Below are 16,792 nucleotides of genomic sequence, written 5' to 3' on the forward strand. Positions count from 1 at the left end.
GCTCTGCGCTAGTTCGATATCAGTAGTCATGCTGCTCGCTCCTGTTCTGCAAATAGGTCAAGCTGTCCGTTATCAACAATGAAAGCCTCGCAGCTTTCCGTGCAGGATCCTGATTCATACCCGCCGCTACTGCGCACAGTTCTTGCGATATCGTCTCGTTCGTAACCAGCGTACATTGCCTCTACGCCATCCAGTGACTGCCCCTCGCGGTACATGATTTTGTTTTCCTGTTGCCGGCGTTCGACAACCCGGACATCAGGAGAGGAAATTACTGCGCGGAACTGGGACAGCATTTCCGGCTCATCGCGCATAGCAAGGGCCACTTTGTTCAGACCCTTTTTGATACAGAAAACGCAGTTACCAAGATGCTCAGGAATCTGCAGGTCAAACGACTGCTGCTTCCACCAGTTCAGTACATCCTCTTTCTCGAACTCGGTAATTTCCGCCATAAAGCTCTGCTTTGATTTCCTGATGTCGATTACTCGCTGAGCTATCCTTCCTGCGGTTGCGGTGTCCAACAGAAATCTAGGCTCCAGCATCTCTACCATTTGCTCGCAGGTATCAATAGCTGCAAGTTCCCGATACAGGCTACCCATGGTGTAAGTATCGAAATTCATTCGGCGCATCAGGTGGAAAAGCTTTTCTCCCCATATACGAGCCGGCTCATCAAGGCGCATACCCAGCCATGACTGGTGATTGTCGAAGTTGTCTTTGCAGAAGTGATTGCAGACTTCGATTTTCATTGTTCTGGTGCAGAACGCGCCGCCAAAATATGGAGTGCCGTATTTTTTTGTGATGTCTATCCATGGCTGCAGGTCAGGACCGATGTCATCAATGCTGATAATTTTGTAGCCGTTACCTTTTCCAAGCTCAGGGTTAACATCTACACGCAGGCATATCAGGTCGATGCCCCAGTTGCTCACCACCTCTCGAATAAATTTGTATGTCCCTGGGTGCTCAGCGCCGGTATCCATGAATACGTAGCGAACATCCTCACCAGCCCTGCGGCGCTGCTCCATCAGGTGGACAAGGTAGGCCGACGTTCTGCCGCCAGAAAAGCTGACTACATGCGTCACGCTCATTTGTCGGCCCCCTCGCGCAGCAAGCGTGAATTAACAAACGCCACAACTTCGGAAGAAAGTTCCCACGGAGAAGAGAGATTTTCTATGTCGATTTTGTCCAGGTGGCGTAGCAGGTCATTAAGCACCGCTTTCTCTTCGTCAGCCTTAATCCCGGCCAGGCATGCGTCGGTGGTGGGGGTTTCACTAAGCGCATAACAAACATCGTCAGTGCTGCACGGATCATCCTTTCCGCAAACCTCGCAGAAGTGAACCGAATGACTATGGTCTGTAATGGCGCTCTTCAGCGTAACATTCTCCGCCGCCATCTGCTTAAACGCTTTCGCCAGCTTCAGGAACTTCTGCTCTCTGATCGACAGCTCGCCTGCGCTCTCCAGGGAGGCGATGAGCTCGTTTACTGCCTGTAATGTGATAGTCATTTTCTTACTCCCGCCAGGAACTGGTTAAACAGGTTGGTCATTGGGTTTACGCCGCCAGGACGCTGGCGATACTGAACCGATGGTTCGCTTTCGGTTACGGCTGTTGTGTCGATCAGGGTGTAGCGGTAGCTCCTGCACTCACCCTCACGCTTAACCTGGCCGTCTTTGTTCATCTGCCACAGGGAGGAGTTGACCACTGAAGAGTCAAGCCCGGTACCGCGGCGGATATCCTGAAAGCTGCAGCCAGGATGCTGGCCGACGAAGTTAATAACGGCTTGTTTGCCAGAGTTCTTTTTCATCAGATAAGTCCTCTCTCTTTCCCGAGCAGGTATTCATCCCGCAGCCATTGAGCCGGAGTTAACGCACCGAGCGATGCCGCATTTGGCATGCATCCGAAGCTTTTGCCTTCAGGGTGAAAACCCTGCTGCCGGCTGACATGGTTTGTAGGAATGGCTTCCTGGTTGTTCTCCAGAGCCAGTACCGGCGACGGTATTTGTTCTCCGGCGGCGACTTTCAGTGCCCAGTCTTCCAGCTTTTTAGCGGCATATTTCTCGGTTTCTGCCTCGCTGAGCTGGCGCTGGTACATTGCTCGCCGTGTATCGGTGACAACCCAGTACATGACAGGGTGAGACCACGGGAAGCACTCAGCACCGCCGGTATGCAGCCCTTTTTCACGGCTGTAGCGGTGGAACTCGTTCATCACGTCGACAAGAGTCACTCCCAGCACGGTGCCGCTGTCCTTGCACCACTTGATGAACTGGCCCGGCGATGGCCAGAACGGCGATTCACTGGCTCTCGCATGTCGCACTCCGGCGGATAACTGCTCGCGGGTGCGGATCCCGTTTTCGGCAAAAGCCGCAATCCACTGGCGCTTCGCTGTCTTCTCTTCGGCGTCGGTGCGCAGATTGGTCTGCGTTGACGCCGGGAAGATCTGCTTCAGCTGACGGAACAGGGAGTCAACCAGCCTTTCAGCTTCGAAATCGAGAAGCCTCTGCGGCTCCGTGCTACCTGCGGCCATTCTGGCCAGCGCATCACCATCGCGATTGCCGATCGCGGTCATAAGCTGTGCGGTCATATGAAGTCCTTCCAGCCTTCAGGGCTGTTCCAGTGTGGAGAATCAGGTTCGCTTCTCTGGCGCCCTGAAAGCGGATTAACTCTCGCGTTCCTGAGCCACACCCGGAATGCCGAGTTCCAGTCGATAAGCTTTGTGCCGCGGGCCTGGTGATAATCACGAAAGTTCAGCAACTCGGTTTCAATGTTGATCCCTTTCTCCGAGGCAATCGCAATGTGATCTGCCGATGGCTTGAAGGCAGGAGGGAAAGGTATCTCCCCGTTGGGTGAAATCCCGATCCGTCGCTTTGCAGCCTCGCTGATAAACTGCCCTCGCGCAGAGAGAGAGTCTGGTTCAGTGACTGGTTCAAAAGAGTGACTGGTTCTGGTGCCATCTGGTGGCATAGGGGGTGTGCCATCAGATGGCATAGGGGGTGCTATTTCATGGCATACCCCTGTGCTTTTTGATGGCATAGGGGTGGCATCAAGGTTCAGATAATACACGTTGGATGTATTACCTTTCCCGTTGTTAACCCCAACGCGATTTTCACGCTTGAGAAGCCCCATATCCTCAAGCGCATCAATATGGTTGCGAACAGCGGATTTGCTGCATTCGCACTGATCGGCAATGTGTTGATACGAAGGCCAGCATTCGCCCTTGTCGTTGGCGTTGTCGGCCAGCTTGATAAGAACGAGCTTACGCAGTGAGTTTCCCACTTTGACCCCCATTGCTTTCGCCATAAGTGACATGCTCACGTGCTACCTCCGGATTGTTTACTCTTACAGATTTACCAGGCATAATTACCTCGCAATTACCTCTTCGTTTTTGCACATGAAAGCCGTTAGTGTTTGCCCACTGCGGCTTTCTCCTTTTCTGAACTTCCCCGGGTCATTACGCCTCCAACTGAGACGTTTCATTGCCCTTGTCGCTCTGCAAAATTAAAGCGACCTCCTTTGCAAGGCGGGCCATGTCATCATCGACAACGCCCCACTCAAGAACGGCCAGTAACATCGCCATTTTCGGCACCCACGATGACTTCCAGCGCGTAACCTGCGACTCATTGACGCCTACAGCCATGGCCACTTTTTTCCCTCCCATGAGAGAGATGCGATTCAGCAGCCATGTCTCGATGCGACGTGCGTTGTCCTTATTGCGTTTAATTGCGTTCTCCATTTGTGATACTTCCCCTGGTGTTGATTGAAAGGCCGCCGGTTAGGCGGCCGATGAATGTGCGCTCAGCAACTGAGCAAGGTCAGGCCTGATCTCTGCTGCCTTAATCTTGCCGTTGGTTGCAGACACGATTTTCATTACATAGCGAGCGTCAATTCCGCCGCCATGCAGCCAGCGCCAAACTGTCGGCTGCGCTACGCCACACAGATCGGCCAATTTTTTCTGACTGCCAGCGATATCAATTGCCTTCTGGATGGTTTTGTTCGTCATGTTCCAATTCCTATAAGTATTGGTGCAAAATGATAATAGCAATGCGTATTGGTTTTGGCAATAGCAAAACGTGTTTTGACCATCAATACGCAAGCGTATAAATTTGAGAATATGAAAAAAGAAACTCTTGCAGATCGTTTGAACGAGGCCATGGCTTCGGCCGGAATGTCCCAAGGGGCCCTTGCGAAGGCTTCAGGTATTGCTCAGCCGACCATTTGGCGCCTGGTGAGTGGAAACGCCAGGGGTTCAACAAAAATTGTCGAGATTGCTAACGCCTTGGGCGTCAGGTCTGAATGGTTATCAACCGGCAATGGACCGATGCGCGATGACGGCCAGCTTCCTCGCGCTGCCCAGGTTAAAAGTCAGGATACTGATGCATTCAGGATTGATGTGCTGGACCTTATGGTTAGTGCCGGTCCGGGCATCGTGAACCAGGAATTCGTAGAGATTCTCCGTTCTGTTGAGTATGAGCCAGCTGAAGCCCGCCACATGTTCGATGGGCGTAAGGCTGAGAACATCCGGATCATCAACGTCCGGGGTGACAGCATGTCCGGCACGATTGAGCCGGGCGATCTGCTGTTCGTCGACATCAGCGTTAAGAGCTTTGACGGCGACGGGATATACGCCTTCCTGTACGACGACACAGCCCACGTCAAGCGCCTGCAGAAGATGAAGGACAAGCTGCTGGTTATCTCAGATAACAAGAGCTATGCAGCCTGGGACCCGATCGAGAAAGACGAGATGAACCGGGTGTTCGTGTTCGGCAAGGTGATCGGCAGCATGCCGCAGACGTACAGGAAGCACGGTTGATTTGTAGAGGATGTTAATCGCTATTACATCCTCTTGACTGTCAACCAAAAAAAGAACAACCAGACAGCGTTGGTTAAAGATATTACCAGCGCCACTGTTGAAAGCATTTCGGAAAATGTAAATACATCTGGCATAGGAAGACCTCATGACATATAGCGACTGCGTTGCAACAATTGCCATGATTGTAGCCGCCATTGCAGTTCCTGCAACTGGTTATATAAGCTACTACTTTGCCATAAAAGGTGAAAAAAGAAAGGAGTGGAATCAGGTATCAATACCGATTAGAGAGAAATTGATAAGCCATATTGATGATATGCGTAGAGGAGAATTCTCTCATCCTCAAGTAAAACGAATTGATATATTGAGGTTTTCTGACATTAGGAAAAAAATTGATAACAGTGATCTTATGAGTGCATTTGATGAGTTCGAAAGCTCACACAGAGGGGAAGAGGTTCTGATAAAAACCAATAAATATACTTATATCGCAGGAGACTTATCAAAGCCGATACGCGCTTCAGAAAAGCTGCTCTCCCTTATAACAAGAAAATAAAACCATATTAATCATAGTTTAAGGAATCACTCTTCCCGCAGTATCAGCACATCCAGTGCCAACTCTACTGCCAGATCTACCTGGTCACCCTGCCACAACACCTGAATCATCTCTATCAGCGCCTCTCTTGACGGCTCGCGCCTCTCAACCAGCAGTTGCATAACCGCTATCCCGATAACCTGCGCTATCTGCGGGTGCATCTCTGCGAAAAACTCATCCTCATTCGACATGGTGCTACCCTCTTTGGCGTTTTTTTGAGCATAACAGCACAATAGAAAAAAATAAATTCATTTAGCTATCAATGATTTAATAGCAATTGCTATCAAATAATATCAATACGTATTGCTATGGTTAATACTCATTGCTATTATCATCTCATCCAAACAACAACGTTGGCGCCGGTGATAGGTAACAACGCTCCGTTAGCCGCGATAAGGCAAGGGTGAAGAGATGATCCGCGAAGAAGACAAGCCTGCATGGCGTAATTTTTGGTTAAAGGTCGTTCCGTTTTTGGTTGCTGTCCTTTTTTTTAGCTTCGCATGCTGGGGTGGAAAATGAGCAAAGAAAACAATGGCGGCCCTGCATATCCAACGCAAGGGTACGAAGGTTTGACTGTTCGTGATTACTTTGCGGCAAAAGCGATGCAGGGATGGTTAGCAAGTTATCCAGCGGGCATTGAGCACCCTGCGACTAATGAACATGATTTCATTATTGCCGGGCTTTCTTACCTGATGGCTGATGCAATGTTGAAAGCGCGGGAGAAAGTATGAGCAAACAAGGCATTCGTTCACTGATTTACTGCCTGCTGATCTGCGGCGTTATCTGGTCGGCTGTTGTTATCAAAATTCTGCACGCTACGGGGGTGTTCAATGGCTAACTCAATTCCTAACAGCGGACGCGCCGTGATGATGCGCAATCGCCGCACCGGCGCCGCCTGGCTGGTCAGCTTCGACTATCGCGACGGCAGCTACTGGCATGAGCCGCAGGGAAATCTGCGCCACATCCGCCGGCCATACGCTTCACGCAACATTGAGCCGAACCTGGTACCTGCCGGGACGCATTAACCGCGCATATCAGCGCACGAATTTAACTGAGCTATCAGGCGGCTTTCATCGCGCCGGGGATTCTTACAACCAAATTTCAGGGGAAGCCATGAGCGAAATAATGGATTTAGTCGTCATCGAGAAAAAGAACGCGATGGCGGTTTTCACCAATAACGACCAGCTCGACCCGCTTATCGAAGCGATCGAAAAAGAGGCTCGCAGCCTGGTGCCGGACGTGACCACCAAAAAAGGCCGTGACGCTATCGCATCCATGGCTCACAAGGTCGCGCGCTCTAAAACCTACATCGACAACGCAGGTAAAGACCTGGTCGCTGAGCTGAAGGCTCTGCCAAAGCAGATTGACGAAAGCCGCCGCGTTGTCCGTGAGCGCCTTGATGCGCTGAAAGATGAAGTGCGTCGCCCGCTGACTGAATGGGAAGCCGAGCAGGAACGCATTAAGGCCGAAGAAGCCATGAACGCCCTTCACGTCGAAGCTCTGGCCATGAATGAAGAGTTCGATCGGCAGCTGGCAGCTCGTATTGAGTCTGACCACGAAATGGCTCTGCTGATGAATGACGCTTTCGATCGTGAGCAGGCAGATAAAGCGGCTGAGGCTGAGCGCCAGCGTATTGCCCATGAAGAAGAAATTAAGCGACTGGCAGCAGCTGCAGCAGCCCGCGAAGTTGAGCAGCGCATACAGCGTGAACGTGAAGAAGCGGCGCATCGTGAAGCTGTGTTGAAAGCACAAGCTGAGCAGGCAGAGCGAGATCGCATTGCTGCCGAGCAGAAAGCTGAGGCTGACAAGCAGGCCGCTATCGAAGCGGAGCGTCGCAAAGCACAGGAAGAAGCCGATCGCATCCGCCGCGAGGCAGAGCAACGCGAACAAGCCCGCCTGGCTGAGGAGAAGCGCAAAGCAGATGAGCAGGCGCGACGCGAAGCCGACGTTAAGCACCGCAAGGCTGTAGGCACTGAAATCGTCAAAGCTCTTCTGGCCAATACCAGCCTAACCCGGGATCAGGCTATCGAGGTGCTCACCGCGGTTAAAGACGGCCGCATTCCTCATACCGGTATCAGTTACTGAGGTGCTTATGAATATCAAATGTGAATGCACAGACATGCGCACATCTGTAGGCCCGCATAACACGTTAACCGTCGAGCTGGAAGACGTGGTGCTGTCGGGGACGGTTAACAGTCGTGAAGTCCTCATGCAACTGGATTGGGATGTGGTGATCGAATGTCTGGCGGAGCATGGCTACGTCATTACTCATCGGGAGAAAGCAGCATGAGCGCGGCGGAAAAATGGGATGACGACGAATTCATTCAGCTCATGAGCGATGCGATCGGCGAACGTGATTTCGACGATGACGAACCAGTAAACCTTTCTGCGGAACGGCAGAACCCGGTGATCGGCTGGGATGAATTCGCGGGGAATTTTCAATGAATCTTGAGCTACTTGACGCCCCATTTCCCCATAAGGATATCGAGTGGCGTATTCAGCAGGCAGGGAAAAGCGGATCGTCAATTTGGGCAAAGGTCCTGGCCTATGTCACAAACCGGGCAATCATGAAGCGCCTTGATGAGGTTTGCGGAAAGGCCGGCTGGCGTAATGAGTACCGAGATATCCCAAACAATGGCGGCGTCGAATGCGGAATTTCCATAAAGGTCGATGGGGAGTGGATCACCAAGTGGGACGCATCCGAAAACACGCAGGTTGAAGCTGTAAAAGGCGGACGCTCAAGCGCTATGAAACGCGCTGCTGTTCAGTGGGGAATAGGCCGGTATCTCTACGATCTGGACGTAGGCTTCGCAACCATATCAGGCGAAAAAGCAGAAGGTTTTACTTACGCACGCACTAAAGAGTTAGGCGCTTTTTACTGGAAGCCGCCTGCCCTGCCTGCATGGGCTCTTCCATCGGCGGTTTCAAGCAGTGACCAGTGTAAGCCAGTAAAACCGTCGATAACCATGGAGGAAGCTGACGATATTCTCGCGGAGTTCTGCCGGGAAATCGAGAGTGAAAACAACCCGGAAGTCATAACTCAAAAATACAGCGAAGCATGGTTCGCTCTGGACGGATTTTCCGAACATCAAAGCAAATGCCATGAGGTAACAGGCATCCGGCGCAGGGAAATAAAACAGGCGTTAGGAAGCACTGAAAGTGCAGGTGGCAGCCATGAAAGTAACAGCTGAGTCAATCCTGTCCATCCTGCGCAAGGACGCGCGGAACAACATTACGGTATTTCATCGATGGCAGACAGTGCCGGGAGAAGGTGCGCATACCGTTGGGATAACCCTGAACTTTCATGAGCCCTATTACGCCGGATGGGCCCCTGCGCTGGAAATGAAAGAGGTGTTCATCTCAGTACCAGAGCTTGAGGTCGTTAAGCCTTTCCTGACTGTAGAACGCTGGGGGGACTTAACACTTGGCGGAGAAATTTACCGGTTACCACGGGAGGCCCAATGAATAAGCAGAGCATCACACCAGAGCAATTCCGCGCCGTAGCCGGAACCATGCCTGCCTGTCGCGCAGCGGATGCGCTGGGGATTAGCCAGGCAAACTTCTACCGCCTGGCGCAGAGCTATTCCATCAGCACAGCGTTTGTCTACAAGCCATGGAAGCCAGAAGAGAAGCAAATCGTCTCTGAAATGCGCGCTGCCGGCGAGTCGCATAAAAGCATCGCAATGAAGATGGGCCGCAGCGTTGCGTCGGTATCCAGGACTTTAAGCCGCATGAGAAAGGCAGACACGAAAAGAGGTGCGCAATGATTTACGGATCAATATGCAGTGGCATTGAAGCCGCAACGGTCGCCTGGGAGCCGCTCGGATGGAAAGCAGCATGGTTCTCAGAAATCGAGGCGTTCCCGTCTGCTGTGCTGGCGGAACGTTGGCCCGATGTAGTGAACCTTGGCGACATGACCAAAATAGCCGCGGCGGTGCGCGCCGGTGAAGTTCAGGCACCTGACGTAATGGTCGGCGGCACACCTTGCCAGGCATTCAGCATTGCAGGCCTGAGAAATGGCCTTTCCGATGCCCGTGGTCAGTTAACCCTTTCATATGTGGAATTAGCGAATGCAATCGACGATAAGCGCATCGAGCGCGGGGAAGAAGAAGCAATCTTCGTCTGGGAAAACGTCCCCGGTGTCCTCACAAGCCACGACAACGCCTTTGGTTGCTTTCTGGCAGGACTTGCCGGAGAAAGCTGTGAACTTAAGCCATCAGGGGGAAAGTGGACGCACTCTGGTTGTGTGTATGGACCCCAAAGGACAATCGCTTGGATCGTCAAAGACGCCCAATATTTCGGAGTGGCCCAACGACGCAAGCGTGTGTTCGTTGTCGCAAGTGCTCGAAAAGGATTCGATCCCGGCCAAGTACTTTTTGAGTCCGAAGGCGTGCGTCGGGATACTCCGCCGAGCAGAGAAACGGAGAAAAACATTGCCGAGGTCACTGGCCATCTCGCTACTAACGGTAGCCACTGGGATGGGGAAAATTATCCACACCCAACTTTAAACCAGTCAAGCAACATAGGTGGAATCGGCCAAAGCAACCAAGAGCTTTTCAGCCAAAGAGGCGCAGGAATTGTTAGCGCATATCGAATGGTTGCTTTCGGTGAGTATGCAGATGATGAAACGGCATCGACATGTAAAGCTCGAGACTATAAAGGTGCCACTGATCTTGCTGTAACTTACCCGCTCGCCGTTCGGCGTCTTATGCCGGTTGAATGCGAACGCCTGCAGGGATTCCAAGATAACCACACACAGATTTCATGGCGCGGGAAAGAAGCGACTGAATGCCCGGATGGCCCCCGCTATCGCGCCATCGGTAACAGCATGGCAGTGCCGGTGATGCGCTGGATCGGCGAGCGTATTGCGGCCGCATTGCCAGTTAAAAAATCTGCGGGTGATTATGGCGGCAGCAAAACGCCAGCGGATCAGCGCGACCTCTGGCGCACTCCGCCCGCCCTCTTCGCATGTCTGAATGCAGAGTTCTGCTTTCAACTTGATGCCGCCGCAGCGCCGCATAACGCGCTGTGTCGCGAGTTCATAACAGCCGAGCAGAACACACTTGAAACGCCATGGGCTGATTACCTGAGCATTCCGGGCTACGTCTGGCTGAACCCTCCATATAGCGACATCACGCCATTCGTGAAGAAGGCAGCCGCTGAGAGCACCAATCAGATCGGCACGGTGATGCTGGTACCTGCTGACACTTCGGTTGGCTGGTTCAAGGAGGCAATCCAGACCGCTAGCGAGGTTCGCTTTATTACCGCGGGAAGACTGGCATTTATCAACCCGGTGACAGGTAAGCCGGTAAGCGGAAATAACAAAGGCTCGATGCTGATTATCTGGCATCCCTACCCTCGTACTCATTGCCATTTCTCGACGGTCGAGCGTGATTCCCTGCTGAATTTCGGTGCCCGATTGATAGCCAAACGGGAGGCTGCATGACGCCAGAAGAAAAAGAAAACGCTCTCCGCGCCCAGGCTCGTCGCTGCGCAGAAGAGATAACCAAAGCGATGAGCGTAAAGCCTAAACCGAAGTGGAACGCTGTATGCCCCCCATCCTTCGCAGGCACTACGAGAAGGTAAAGCCGATGGGTGTCAGCCTGGTAAAATTTGTCAGTGTTATTGGCCGCATGAATGGGCGGTATGGAGTGGAATCATGAAAGAACGCGGAATGATTTTTAACGCCGATATGGTGAGGGCCATCCTCGACGGCCGGAAGACGCAGACCAGGCGGATTGTTAAAGGGACTGACGGTGCCATGAAGTTCTGCAAGGAATGGGACATCAACGGAAAAGAAGTTTTCGTTGTGCTCGGGGAAAAAGACCACACAGGAATGAATCCTGTATTGGGTGCTATTTCTTGCCCGTTCGGCGCGGTCGGCGACCGCATCTGGGTACGTGAAACATGGGCAACCCTTGGCAACGAAGACGGCTGCTGTATCGACTGGGAAGGCAACCTTTGCAAAGGGGATGAGCGCTCAGCTGCGAGGATTTACCGCGCTAGCTGCGAGCAGAGACCAGGTGATTACGGCCTATGGTCTATTCCCGATGACGCCTACTGGAAACCACATACCAAAGAGCACAAGTTCGAAGGAGCATGGCGCCCGTCAATCCACATGCCGCGCTGGGCCAGCCGCATTCTGCTGGAAATCACCAACGTTCGGGTTGAGCGGCTGAAGAGTATAAGTGACGGCGATGCTGTACGCGAAGGGTGCAGTACCGCCGACATGAAGAGTGGCGACTGTGTAGCTGATGTGTTCGCGCGCCTGTGGGCATCAATCTACGGCTCAGATAGTTGGAAAACCAACCCTTGGGTTTGGGTTATCGAATTCAAGCGCGTTGAAGGCGGTGCAGCATGACAGATCAAACCATTCTCGACATGTGCTGTGGGTCCCGCATGTTCTGGTTCGACAAACAGGACCCGCGTGAGGTGTTCGCCGACATTCGCGCCGAGCAGCACACTCTGTGCGACGGTCGCAGCCTGGTTATAAGCCCGGACATTATCGCCGACTTCCGCGCGCTGCCGTTCTGCGATGCCTCTTTCCCGATCGTTGTGTTTGACCCTCCTCATCTTGAACGAGTGGGAGAAAATGCATGGATGGGTAAGAAATGCGGTCGCCTGAACAAAGAAACCTGGCGCGATGACCTGCGCACAGGTTTTGAAGAGGCTTTTCGCGTGCTGCGGCCACACGGCGTGCTCATCTTCAAATGGAACGAAACCCAGATACCGGTGAGCCAGATTCTCGCGCTCACTGGTGAAAAGCCAGCTATCTGGCAACGCACCGGGAAGGCAGATAAAACGCACTGGATAATTTTCGTGAAGGGGTAAGCAGCATGAGCGCAGAAATCATCGATCAGGCCAACGAGCTGGCAGAGCGCCGACTGGAAATGACCATCCAGAACATGCGCATCAACCATGCGGCTGTTTCAGCTACTCACTGCCGCGACTGCGGGGAAGAGATACCCGAGCGGCGCCGGGAACTGGTGGCTGGCTGTCAGCGCTGTGCTGATTGCCAAGAAGAAGAGGAATTACGCGGTAAGCATCGGAGGTGATATGACGTCTGACAAACCGATAACAGCACAGCAGGCCGCCGATTTGCTCATCGTGTCGGCGCGGGTGATCTACCGCCTGATTGAGTCTGGGGAGCTCGCCGGCCGAAAGGTCGGCAACAAGTACAGAACGACTGAGGCGGCGTGTATTGCATATTTGAAAACCCCGCGCGATCCTGTCATCGCGAACGCGGGTGAACATAAAGGAGAAGTTTTATGTCAATCACCCTCAGGGGCGGCGTGTGGCACTGTCATTTCTTTACGCCGTCAGGAAAAAGAGTTAGGCGATCTCTTGGCACGGGGGACAAAAAGCAGGCTCAGGAGCTCCACGACAAGCTGAAGGCGGAAGCGTGGCGGGTTGATCAGATCGGCGATCTGCCCGTCAGAACCTTCGAAGAATGCTGCATCCGGTGGCTGCGGGAAAAGGACCATAAGCGATCGCTGGATGATGACAAAACCAAAATTGAGTTTTGGCTGCAGCATTTTTCCGGCCGTGATGTCTCGAAAATAACGGCGGAGGAAGTTCATGAAGCCGTTAACGGGATGATCAACCGTAAACACCTGCAGGTGTGGGAGAGTAAGCGTGATGCCGCGCTGAGGAAGGGTAAGCCTGTTCCGGAGTACAAACCACGGCAGGTTTCGCAGGCGACGAAGGCGCAACACCTTTCCTTCATTCGTTCCCTTCTCAGGGCCGCGGCGAATGACTGGGGCTGGATAAAAACAGCTCCTGTTATCAAAACCCGCAAGCCGATCAGTAAGCGGATACGGTGGCTGACCAGAGAAGAAGCTGAGCGGTTGATCGAGTGCATGCCGGAGAGCATTAAACCAGTGGTGATATTTGCACTGGCAACCGGCCTGCGCCGCTCAAACATCATCGGGCTTGAGTGGCAGCAGGTCGATATGCAGAGAAAGGTTGCATGGGTAAATCCGGAGAACGCAAAAGCGGGCAAGGCGATTGGCGTAGCTCTGAATGATACCGCATGCAGGGTATTAAGGGATCAGATAGGGAAGCACTCCCGGTGGGTGTTTGTTCATACGACGGCAAAGCATCGCCCTGATGGGACACTGACGCCCGCGGTTAGAAAAATGCGAGTGGATGACAATAACGCCTGGCGAGCCGGGTTGAAAAAAGCGGGGATCGAGGATTTCCGTTTTCACGACCTCCGGCACACCTGGGCGAGCTGGCTTATTCAGTCCGGCGTCCCGCTTTCTGTTTTGCAGGAAATGGGAGGATGGGAGAGCATCGAGATGGTGCGTCGTTATGCTCACCTGGCGCCGAACCACCTGACCGAACACGCACGGAAAATTGACGCCATTTTTGGCACTAGCGACACAAATACGACACAAGGAGGAAATCAGGCTGGTTTAAAACTGGCGTAAGTGCTTGTTTCTTAATGGCACGCCCTACAGGATTCGAACCTGTGACCTACGGCTTAGAAGGCCGTTGCTCTATCCAGCTGAGCTAAGGGCGCCCTGAGAAGCGAGTGCTTCGCGGAGTGAAACGCCTGGAATTATACGGTCCACGTCCGTTGAGTCAATCCATTTTGCCAGGAAACTGCGGGGCTTATACGATGCTGGCGAAATATCCCTCAGCAACTGTACAAGAAGCATACCACCGGGGCTCATGCGCGCGAAAATTCACTTAGTGGCCAGGCGCAACACACCAATGCCCCTGGGCTTAACAGGGTCAAAACAGGCTAAATTCACCGCAGACAGGATAAAACAGCAAACGAGGACTGACAGCGAGGCCCGCTTCTGACAAAATATCCTCATCCCCCTTTCGTAAAGATACAGATGGAATCCTCTCTCTGATGGCAGCAAAAATTATTGACGGTAAAACGATTGCGCAGCAGGTACGCTCTGAGGTTGCGGAAAAAGTGAAGGCTCGCGTTGCGGCCGGAAAACGCGCCCCTGGGCTGGCCGTCGTGCTGGTCGGTAGCAACCCGGCCTCGCAGATTTATGTCGGCAGCAAGCGCAAAGCATGTGAAGAAGTGGGCTTCGTCTCCCGCTCTTACGATCTCCCGGAAACCACCAGCGAAGCCGAGCTGCTGGAGCTTATCGACACCCTGAATGCCGATAAGACCATCGACGGTATTCTGGTTCAGCTGCCCCTGCCGGCAGGGATCGACAACGTCAAAGTGCTCGAGCGCATCGCGCCGGATAAAGACGTCGACGGCTTCCATCCCTATAACGTTGGCCGCCTGTGCCAGCGGGCGCCGCGCCTGCGTCCGTGCACTCCGCGCGGTATCGTGACCTTGCTGGAACGCTACAATATCGACACCTACGGCCTCAATGCGGTGGTCATTGGCGCGTCCAATATCGTCGGTCGCCCGATGAGCATGGAGCTGCTGCTGGCCGGCTGCACCACCACCGTGACCCACCGCTTTACCAAAAACCTGCGCCATCACGTCGAAAACGCCGACCTGCTGATCGTCGCGGTAGGTAAACCGGGCTTTATTCCTGGCGAGTGGATTAAAGAAGGGGCGATTGTGGTCGATGTCGGCATTAACCGTCTGGAAAGCGGCAAAGTGGTCGGCGACGTGGTGTATGAAGATGCCGCCGAACGCGCGTCCTACATCACCCCGGTTCCCGGCGGCGTTGGCCCGATGACCGTCGCCACCCTGATTCAGAACACGCTGCAGGCGTGCGAAGAGTATCACGACGTTGAGGAGGCCTGAGATGGCGACATTTTCCTTGGGTAAACACCCGCACGTTGAGCTGTGCGATCTGCTGAAGCTGGAAGGCTGGAGCGAAAGCGGCGCCCAGGCGAAAATCGCTATCGCTGACGGGCTGGTGAAAGTTGACGGCGCGGTGGAAACCCGCAAACGCTGCAAGATCGTCGCCGGTCAGACGGTGAGCTTTGAAGGCCAGAGCGTCACCGTCACGGCCTGACAACGAAAAGAAAAACGCCCGCTTTTGCGGGCGTTTTTTTATGGCTTACTTCCGGCGCCAGGTGGTGCCCTGCGGGCCATCTTCCAGCACAATGCCCATCTCGTTAAGACGGTCGCGCGCCGCATCCGCCGCCGCCCAGTCTTTCGCTTTACGCGCGTCCAGACGCTGCTGGATCAGCGATTCGATCTCCGCCACTTCCGCGTCGTCAACCTGCGCGCCGCTCTGCAGGAACGCCTCCGGCTCCTGCTCCAGCAGACCCAGCACCGCAGCAAGCTTACGCAGGTGGGCCGCCATGGCGTTCGCCGCGGCCGCGTCCTCGGTTTTCAGGCGGTTTACTTCACGCGCCATATCGAACAGCACCGAATAGGCTTCCGGGGTGTTGAAGTCGTCGTCCATTGCCTCGATAAAGCGTGCTTCGAAGGCTTCGCCACCCGCCGCGTCGACGGATTTGTCCGTCCCGCGCAGCGCGGTGTACAGACGCTCCAGCGCCGAACGCGCCTGCTTGAGGTTCTCTTCGCTGTAGTTCAGCTGGCTGCGATAGTGGCCGGACATCAGGAAGTAGCGAATCGTCTCCGCATCGTAATACTTCAGCACGTCGCGGACGGTAAAGAAGTTACCCAGCGATTTCGACATCTTCTCGCGGTCAACCATCACCATGCCGGAGTGCATCCAGTAGTTAACGTACTCGCCGTCATGGGCGCAGGTGGACTGGGCGATTTCGTTTTCATGGTGCGGGAACATCAGATCCGAACCGCCGCCGTGAATATCGAAGTGGTTGCCGAGCTGCTTGCAGTTCATCGCCGAGCACTCGATATGCCAGCCCGGACGACCCGCGCCCCACGGCGACGGCCAGCTTGGCTCGCCCTCTTTCGACATCTTCCACAGGACGAAGTCCATCGGATTCCGCTTGACGTCAACCACGTCGACGCGCGCCCCCGCCTGCAGCTGATCGAGATCCTGACGCGACAGCAGACCGTAATTCGGGTCCGTCGGCACGTCAAACATCACGTCGCCGTTATCTGCCACGTAAGCATGGCCTTTAGCGATCAGCTGCTCGGTGATCTCAATGATCTCCGCGATATGGTGCGTTGCGCGCGGTTCGCTGTCGGGACGCAGAATATTCAGCGCGTCAAAATCTTTGTGCATTTCGGCAATCATGCGATCGACCAGCGCGACAAAGCTTTCGCCGTTTTCATTAGCGCGCTTAATGATTTTGTCGTCGATATCGGTGATATTGCGCACGTACTTCAGCTTATAGCCAAGAAAACGCAGATAGCGCGCCACGACGTCAAAGGAGACGAAGGTACGGCCATGGCCGATATGACAGAGATCGTAAACGGTAATACCACACACGTACATGCCGACTTCCCCGGCATGGATAGGTTTAAATTCCTCTTTCTGGCGCGTCAGTGTATTAAAAATTTTTAACATCGAAGATTCCGTGTAGACGTGTGTGGGTA

28 protein-coding genes, 1 tRNA gene and 2 pseudogenes are annotated in these 16,792 nt (G+C 53.7%); 21 read left to right on the forward strand and 10 right to left on the reverse strand.

Annotation, left to right across the window (positions count from 1 at the left end):
- Nucleotides 1-26: 26 nt before the first annotated feature.
- The 7 genes from AC3EMD_RS21020 to AC3EMD_RS21050 form a co-directional block, all read right to left on the reverse strand.
- Nucleotides 27-1,082: a phosphoadenosine phosphosulfate reductase domain-containing protein gene (locus tag AC3EMD_RS21020; RefSeq protein WP_302073761.1), complete on the reverse strand. Its 1,056-nt coding sequence runs from the start codon at nt 1,080-1,082 to the stop codon at nt 27-29.
- Entirely contained in the window at nt 1,079-1,498 is a 420-nt protein-coding gene (locus AC3EMD_RS21025) for a hypothetical protein (RefSeq protein ID WP_302073762.1), read from the reverse strand. Before AC3EMD_RS21025 ends, AC3EMD_RS21020 begins: the two co-directional genes overlap by 4 nt.
- Complete coding sequence (locus tag AC3EMD_RS21030; protein WP_302073763.1) at nt 1,495-1,797, reverse strand: MarR family transcriptional regulator; 303 nt, start codon at nt 1,795-1,797, stop codon at nt 1,495-1,497. Before AC3EMD_RS21030 ends, AC3EMD_RS21025 begins: the two co-directional genes overlap by 4 nt.
- Complete coding sequence (locus AC3EMD_RS21035) at nt 1,797-2,573, reverse strand: replication protein P (RefSeq protein ID WP_302073764.1); 777 nt, start codon at nt 2,571-2,573, stop codon at nt 1,797-1,799. The genes AC3EMD_RS21030 and AC3EMD_RS21035 overlap by 1 nt, the downstream gene beginning before the upstream one ends.
- The gene (locus tag AC3EMD_RS21040; protein ID WP_023304897.1) at nt 2,570-3,298 is read right to left on the reverse strand and encodes a helix-turn-helix domain-containing protein; all 729 of its coding nucleotides are present in this window, start codon (nt 3,296-3,298) and stop codon (nt 2,570-2,572) included. Before AC3EMD_RS21040 ends, AC3EMD_RS21035 begins: the two co-directional genes overlap by 4 nt.
- A gap of 142 nt (nt 3,299-3,440) precedes the next feature.
- A complete protein-coding gene (locus AC3EMD_RS21045; protein ID WP_274729597.1) occupies nt 3,441-3,722 on the reverse strand; it encodes a CII family transcriptional regulator in 282 nt (93 codons plus the stop codon).
- 39 nt (nt 3,723-3,761) lie between these two features.
- Nucleotides 3,762-3,989 (reverse strand): helix-turn-helix domain-containing protein, encoded by a 228-nt coding sequence (locus tag AC3EMD_RS21050; RefSeq protein WP_114265733.1) that lies wholly within the window; start codon nt 3,987-3,989, stop codon nt 3,762-3,764.
- Nucleotides 3,990-4,100: 111 nt separating this feature from the next.
- On the opposite strand from AC3EMD_RS21050, the gene AC3EMD_RS21055 reads away from it, so the two are divergent.
- Together AC3EMD_RS21055 and AC3EMD_RS21060 are read left to right on the forward strand one after the other, a co-directional pair.
- On the forward strand, nt 4,101-4,799 hold the full coding sequence (locus tag AC3EMD_RS21055) for an XRE family transcriptional regulator (RefSeq protein WP_032443189.1): 699 nt from the start codon (nt 4,101-4,103) through the stop codon (nt 4,797-4,799).
- A gap of 145 nt (nt 4,800-4,944) precedes the next feature.
- Nucleotides 4,945-5,349: a hypothetical protein gene (locus tag AC3EMD_RS21060; RefSeq protein WP_061891337.1), complete on the forward strand. Its 405-nt coding sequence runs from the start codon at nt 4,945-4,947 to the stop codon at nt 5,347-5,349.
- A 26-nt stretch (nt 5,350-5,375) separates the two neighbouring features.
- Here AC3EMD_RS21060 and AC3EMD_RS21065 read toward each other — a convergent pair whose 3' ends face one another.
- On the reverse strand, nt 5,376-5,579 hold the full coding sequence (locus tag AC3EMD_RS21065; RefSeq protein WP_302073765.1) for a hypothetical protein: 204 nt from the start codon (nt 5,577-5,579) through the stop codon (nt 5,376-5,378).
- A gap of 324 nt (nt 5,580-5,903) precedes the next feature.
- On the opposite strand from AC3EMD_RS21065, the gene AC3EMD_RS21070 reads away from it, so the two are divergent.
- From AC3EMD_RS21070 to AC3EMD_RS21150, 17 genes and pseudogenes are all read left to right on the forward strand, one after another.
- Nucleotides 5,904-6,119 carry a hypothetical protein gene (locus AC3EMD_RS21070; protein WP_087802258.1) on the forward strand — a complete coding sequence of 72 codons (216 nt, stop codon included), beginning with the start codon at nt 5,904-5,906 and terminating at the stop codon, nt 6,117-6,119.
- Nucleotides 6,116-6,226, forward strand: a complete 111-nt coding sequence (locus AC3EMD_RS21075; protein WP_004151302.1) for a hypothetical protein — start codon at nt 6,116-6,118, stop codon at nt 6,224-6,226. Before AC3EMD_RS21070 ends, AC3EMD_RS21075 begins: the two co-directional genes overlap by 4 nt.
- Nucleotides 6,219-6,413 (forward strand): hypothetical protein, encoded by a 195-nt coding sequence (locus AC3EMD_RS21080; protein WP_019725103.1) that lies wholly within the window; start codon nt 6,219-6,221, stop codon nt 6,411-6,413. The genes AC3EMD_RS21075 and AC3EMD_RS21080 overlap by 8 nt, the downstream gene beginning before the upstream one ends.
- 88 nt (nt 6,414-6,501) lie before the next feature.
- Nucleotides 6,502-7,473, forward strand: a complete 972-nt coding sequence (locus AC3EMD_RS21085) for a coiled-coil domain-containing protein (RefSeq protein ID WP_302073766.1) — start codon at nt 6,502-6,504, stop codon at nt 7,471-7,473.
- Between the two features lie 34 nt (nt 7,474-7,507).
- On the forward strand, nt 7,508-7,678 hold the full coding sequence (locus AC3EMD_RS21090) for a hypothetical protein (protein WP_012542637.1): 171 nt from the start codon (nt 7,508-7,510) through the stop codon (nt 7,676-7,678).
- On the forward strand, nt 7,675-7,833 hold the full coding sequence (locus AC3EMD_RS21095; protein WP_159080072.1) for a hypothetical protein: 159 nt from the start codon (nt 7,675-7,677) through the stop codon (nt 7,831-7,833). Before AC3EMD_RS21090 ends, AC3EMD_RS21095 begins: the two co-directional genes overlap by 4 nt.
- Nucleotides 7,830-8,579: a Rad52/Rad22 family DNA repair protein gene (locus AC3EMD_RS21100; RefSeq protein WP_117110352.1), complete on the forward strand. Its 750-nt coding sequence runs from the start codon at nt 7,830-7,832 to the stop codon at nt 8,577-8,579. The genes AC3EMD_RS21095 and AC3EMD_RS21100 overlap by 4 nt, the downstream gene beginning before the upstream one ends.
- Nucleotides 8,563-8,853, forward strand: a complete 291-nt coding sequence (locus tag AC3EMD_RS21105) for a hypothetical protein (protein WP_040154955.1) — start codon at nt 8,563-8,565, stop codon at nt 8,851-8,853. Before AC3EMD_RS21100 ends, AC3EMD_RS21105 begins: the two co-directional genes overlap by 17 nt.
- On the forward strand, nt 8,850-9,155 hold the full coding sequence (locus AC3EMD_RS21110) for a helix-turn-helix domain-containing protein (RefSeq protein ID WP_121576841.1): 306 nt from the start codon (nt 8,850-8,852) through the stop codon (nt 9,153-9,155). The genes AC3EMD_RS21105 and AC3EMD_RS21110 overlap by 4 nt, the downstream gene beginning before the upstream one ends.
- Nucleotides 9,152-10,243: pseudogene (locus AC3EMD_RS21115) on the forward strand (DNA cytosine methyltransferase); the annotation flags it as partial. The gene AC3EMD_RS21110 and the pseudogene AC3EMD_RS21115, both read left to right, overlap by 4 nt.
- Nucleotides 10,232-10,834, forward strand: coding sequence for a phage N-6-adenine-methyltransferase (locus AC3EMD_RS21120; protein WP_436799161.1), 603 nt, complete (start codon nt 10,232-10,234; stop codon nt 10,832-10,834). The pseudogene AC3EMD_RS21115 and the gene AC3EMD_RS21120, both read left to right, overlap by 12 nt.
- A pseudogene (locus AC3EMD_RS21125) lies at nt 10,831-11,051 on the forward strand (hypothetical protein). Before AC3EMD_RS21120 ends, AC3EMD_RS21125 begins: the two are co-directional and overlap by 4 nt.
- On the forward strand, nt 11,048-11,749 hold the full coding sequence (locus AC3EMD_RS21130; protein WP_302073768.1) for an ASCH domain-containing protein: 702 nt from the start codon (nt 11,048-11,050) through the stop codon (nt 11,747-11,749). The pseudogene AC3EMD_RS21125 and the gene AC3EMD_RS21130 overlap by 4 nt, the downstream one beginning before the upstream one ends.
- Nucleotides 11,746-12,219 carry a class I SAM-dependent methyltransferase gene (locus tag AC3EMD_RS21135; protein WP_302073769.1) on the forward strand — a complete coding sequence of 158 codons (474 nt, stop codon included), beginning with the start codon at nt 11,746-11,748 and terminating at the stop codon, nt 12,217-12,219. Before AC3EMD_RS21130 ends, AC3EMD_RS21135 begins: the two co-directional genes overlap by 4 nt.
- A 5-nt stretch (nt 12,220-12,224) precedes the next feature.
- The gene (locus tag AC3EMD_RS21140) at nt 12,225-12,443 is read left to right on the forward strand and encodes a TraR/DksA family transcriptional regulator (RefSeq protein WP_009483816.1); all 219 of its coding nucleotides are present in this window, start codon (nt 12,225-12,227) and stop codon (nt 12,441-12,443) included.
- A gap of 1 nt (nt 12,444) precedes the next feature.
- Complete coding sequence (locus tag AC3EMD_RS21145) at nt 12,445-12,780, forward strand: helix-turn-helix domain-containing protein (RefSeq protein ID WP_071788041.1); 336 nt, start codon at nt 12,445-12,447, stop codon at nt 12,778-12,780.
- On the forward strand, nt 12,663-13,820 hold the full coding sequence (locus AC3EMD_RS21150; protein ID WP_302074200.1) for a tyrosine-type recombinase/integrase: 1,158 nt from the start codon (nt 12,663-12,665) through the stop codon (nt 13,818-13,820). Before AC3EMD_RS21145 ends, AC3EMD_RS21150 begins: the two co-directional genes overlap by 118 nt.
- Before the next feature lie 15 nt (nt 13,821-13,835).
- Here AC3EMD_RS21150 and AC3EMD_RS21155 read toward each other — a convergent pair.
- A tRNA-Arg gene (locus AC3EMD_RS21155) sits at nt 13,836-13,912 on the reverse strand.
- Nucleotides 13,913-14,251: 339 nt separating this feature from the next.
- Between AC3EMD_RS21155 and folD the strand changes: the two genes are divergently transcribed.
- Together folD and ybcJ are read left to right on the forward strand one after the other, a co-directional pair.
- Entirely contained in the window at nt 14,252-15,118 is an 867-nt protein-coding gene (gene folD / locus AC3EMD_RS21160; protein WP_004143017.1) for a bifunctional methylenetetrahydrofolate dehydrogenase/methenyltetrahydrofolate cyclohydrolase FolD, read from the forward strand.
- A 1-nt stretch (nt 15,119) separates the two neighbouring features.
- Nucleotides 15,120-15,332, forward strand: a complete 213-nt coding sequence (ybcJ, locus tag AC3EMD_RS21165; protein WP_004143016.1) for a ribosome-associated protein YbcJ — start codon at nt 15,120-15,122, stop codon at nt 15,330-15,332.
- 45 nt (nt 15,333-15,377) lie between these two features.
- On the opposite strand, the gene cysS is transcribed toward ybcJ, so the two are convergent.
- The gene (gene cysS / locus AC3EMD_RS21170) at nt 15,378-16,763 is read right to left on the reverse strand and encodes a cysteine--tRNA ligase (RefSeq protein ID WP_004143010.1); all 1,386 of its coding nucleotides are present in this window, start codon (nt 16,761-16,763) and stop codon (nt 15,378-15,380) included.
- Nucleotides 16,764-16,792: the final 29 nt, after the last annotated feature.

Source organism: Klebsiella sp. PK18, assembly GCF_057784655.1.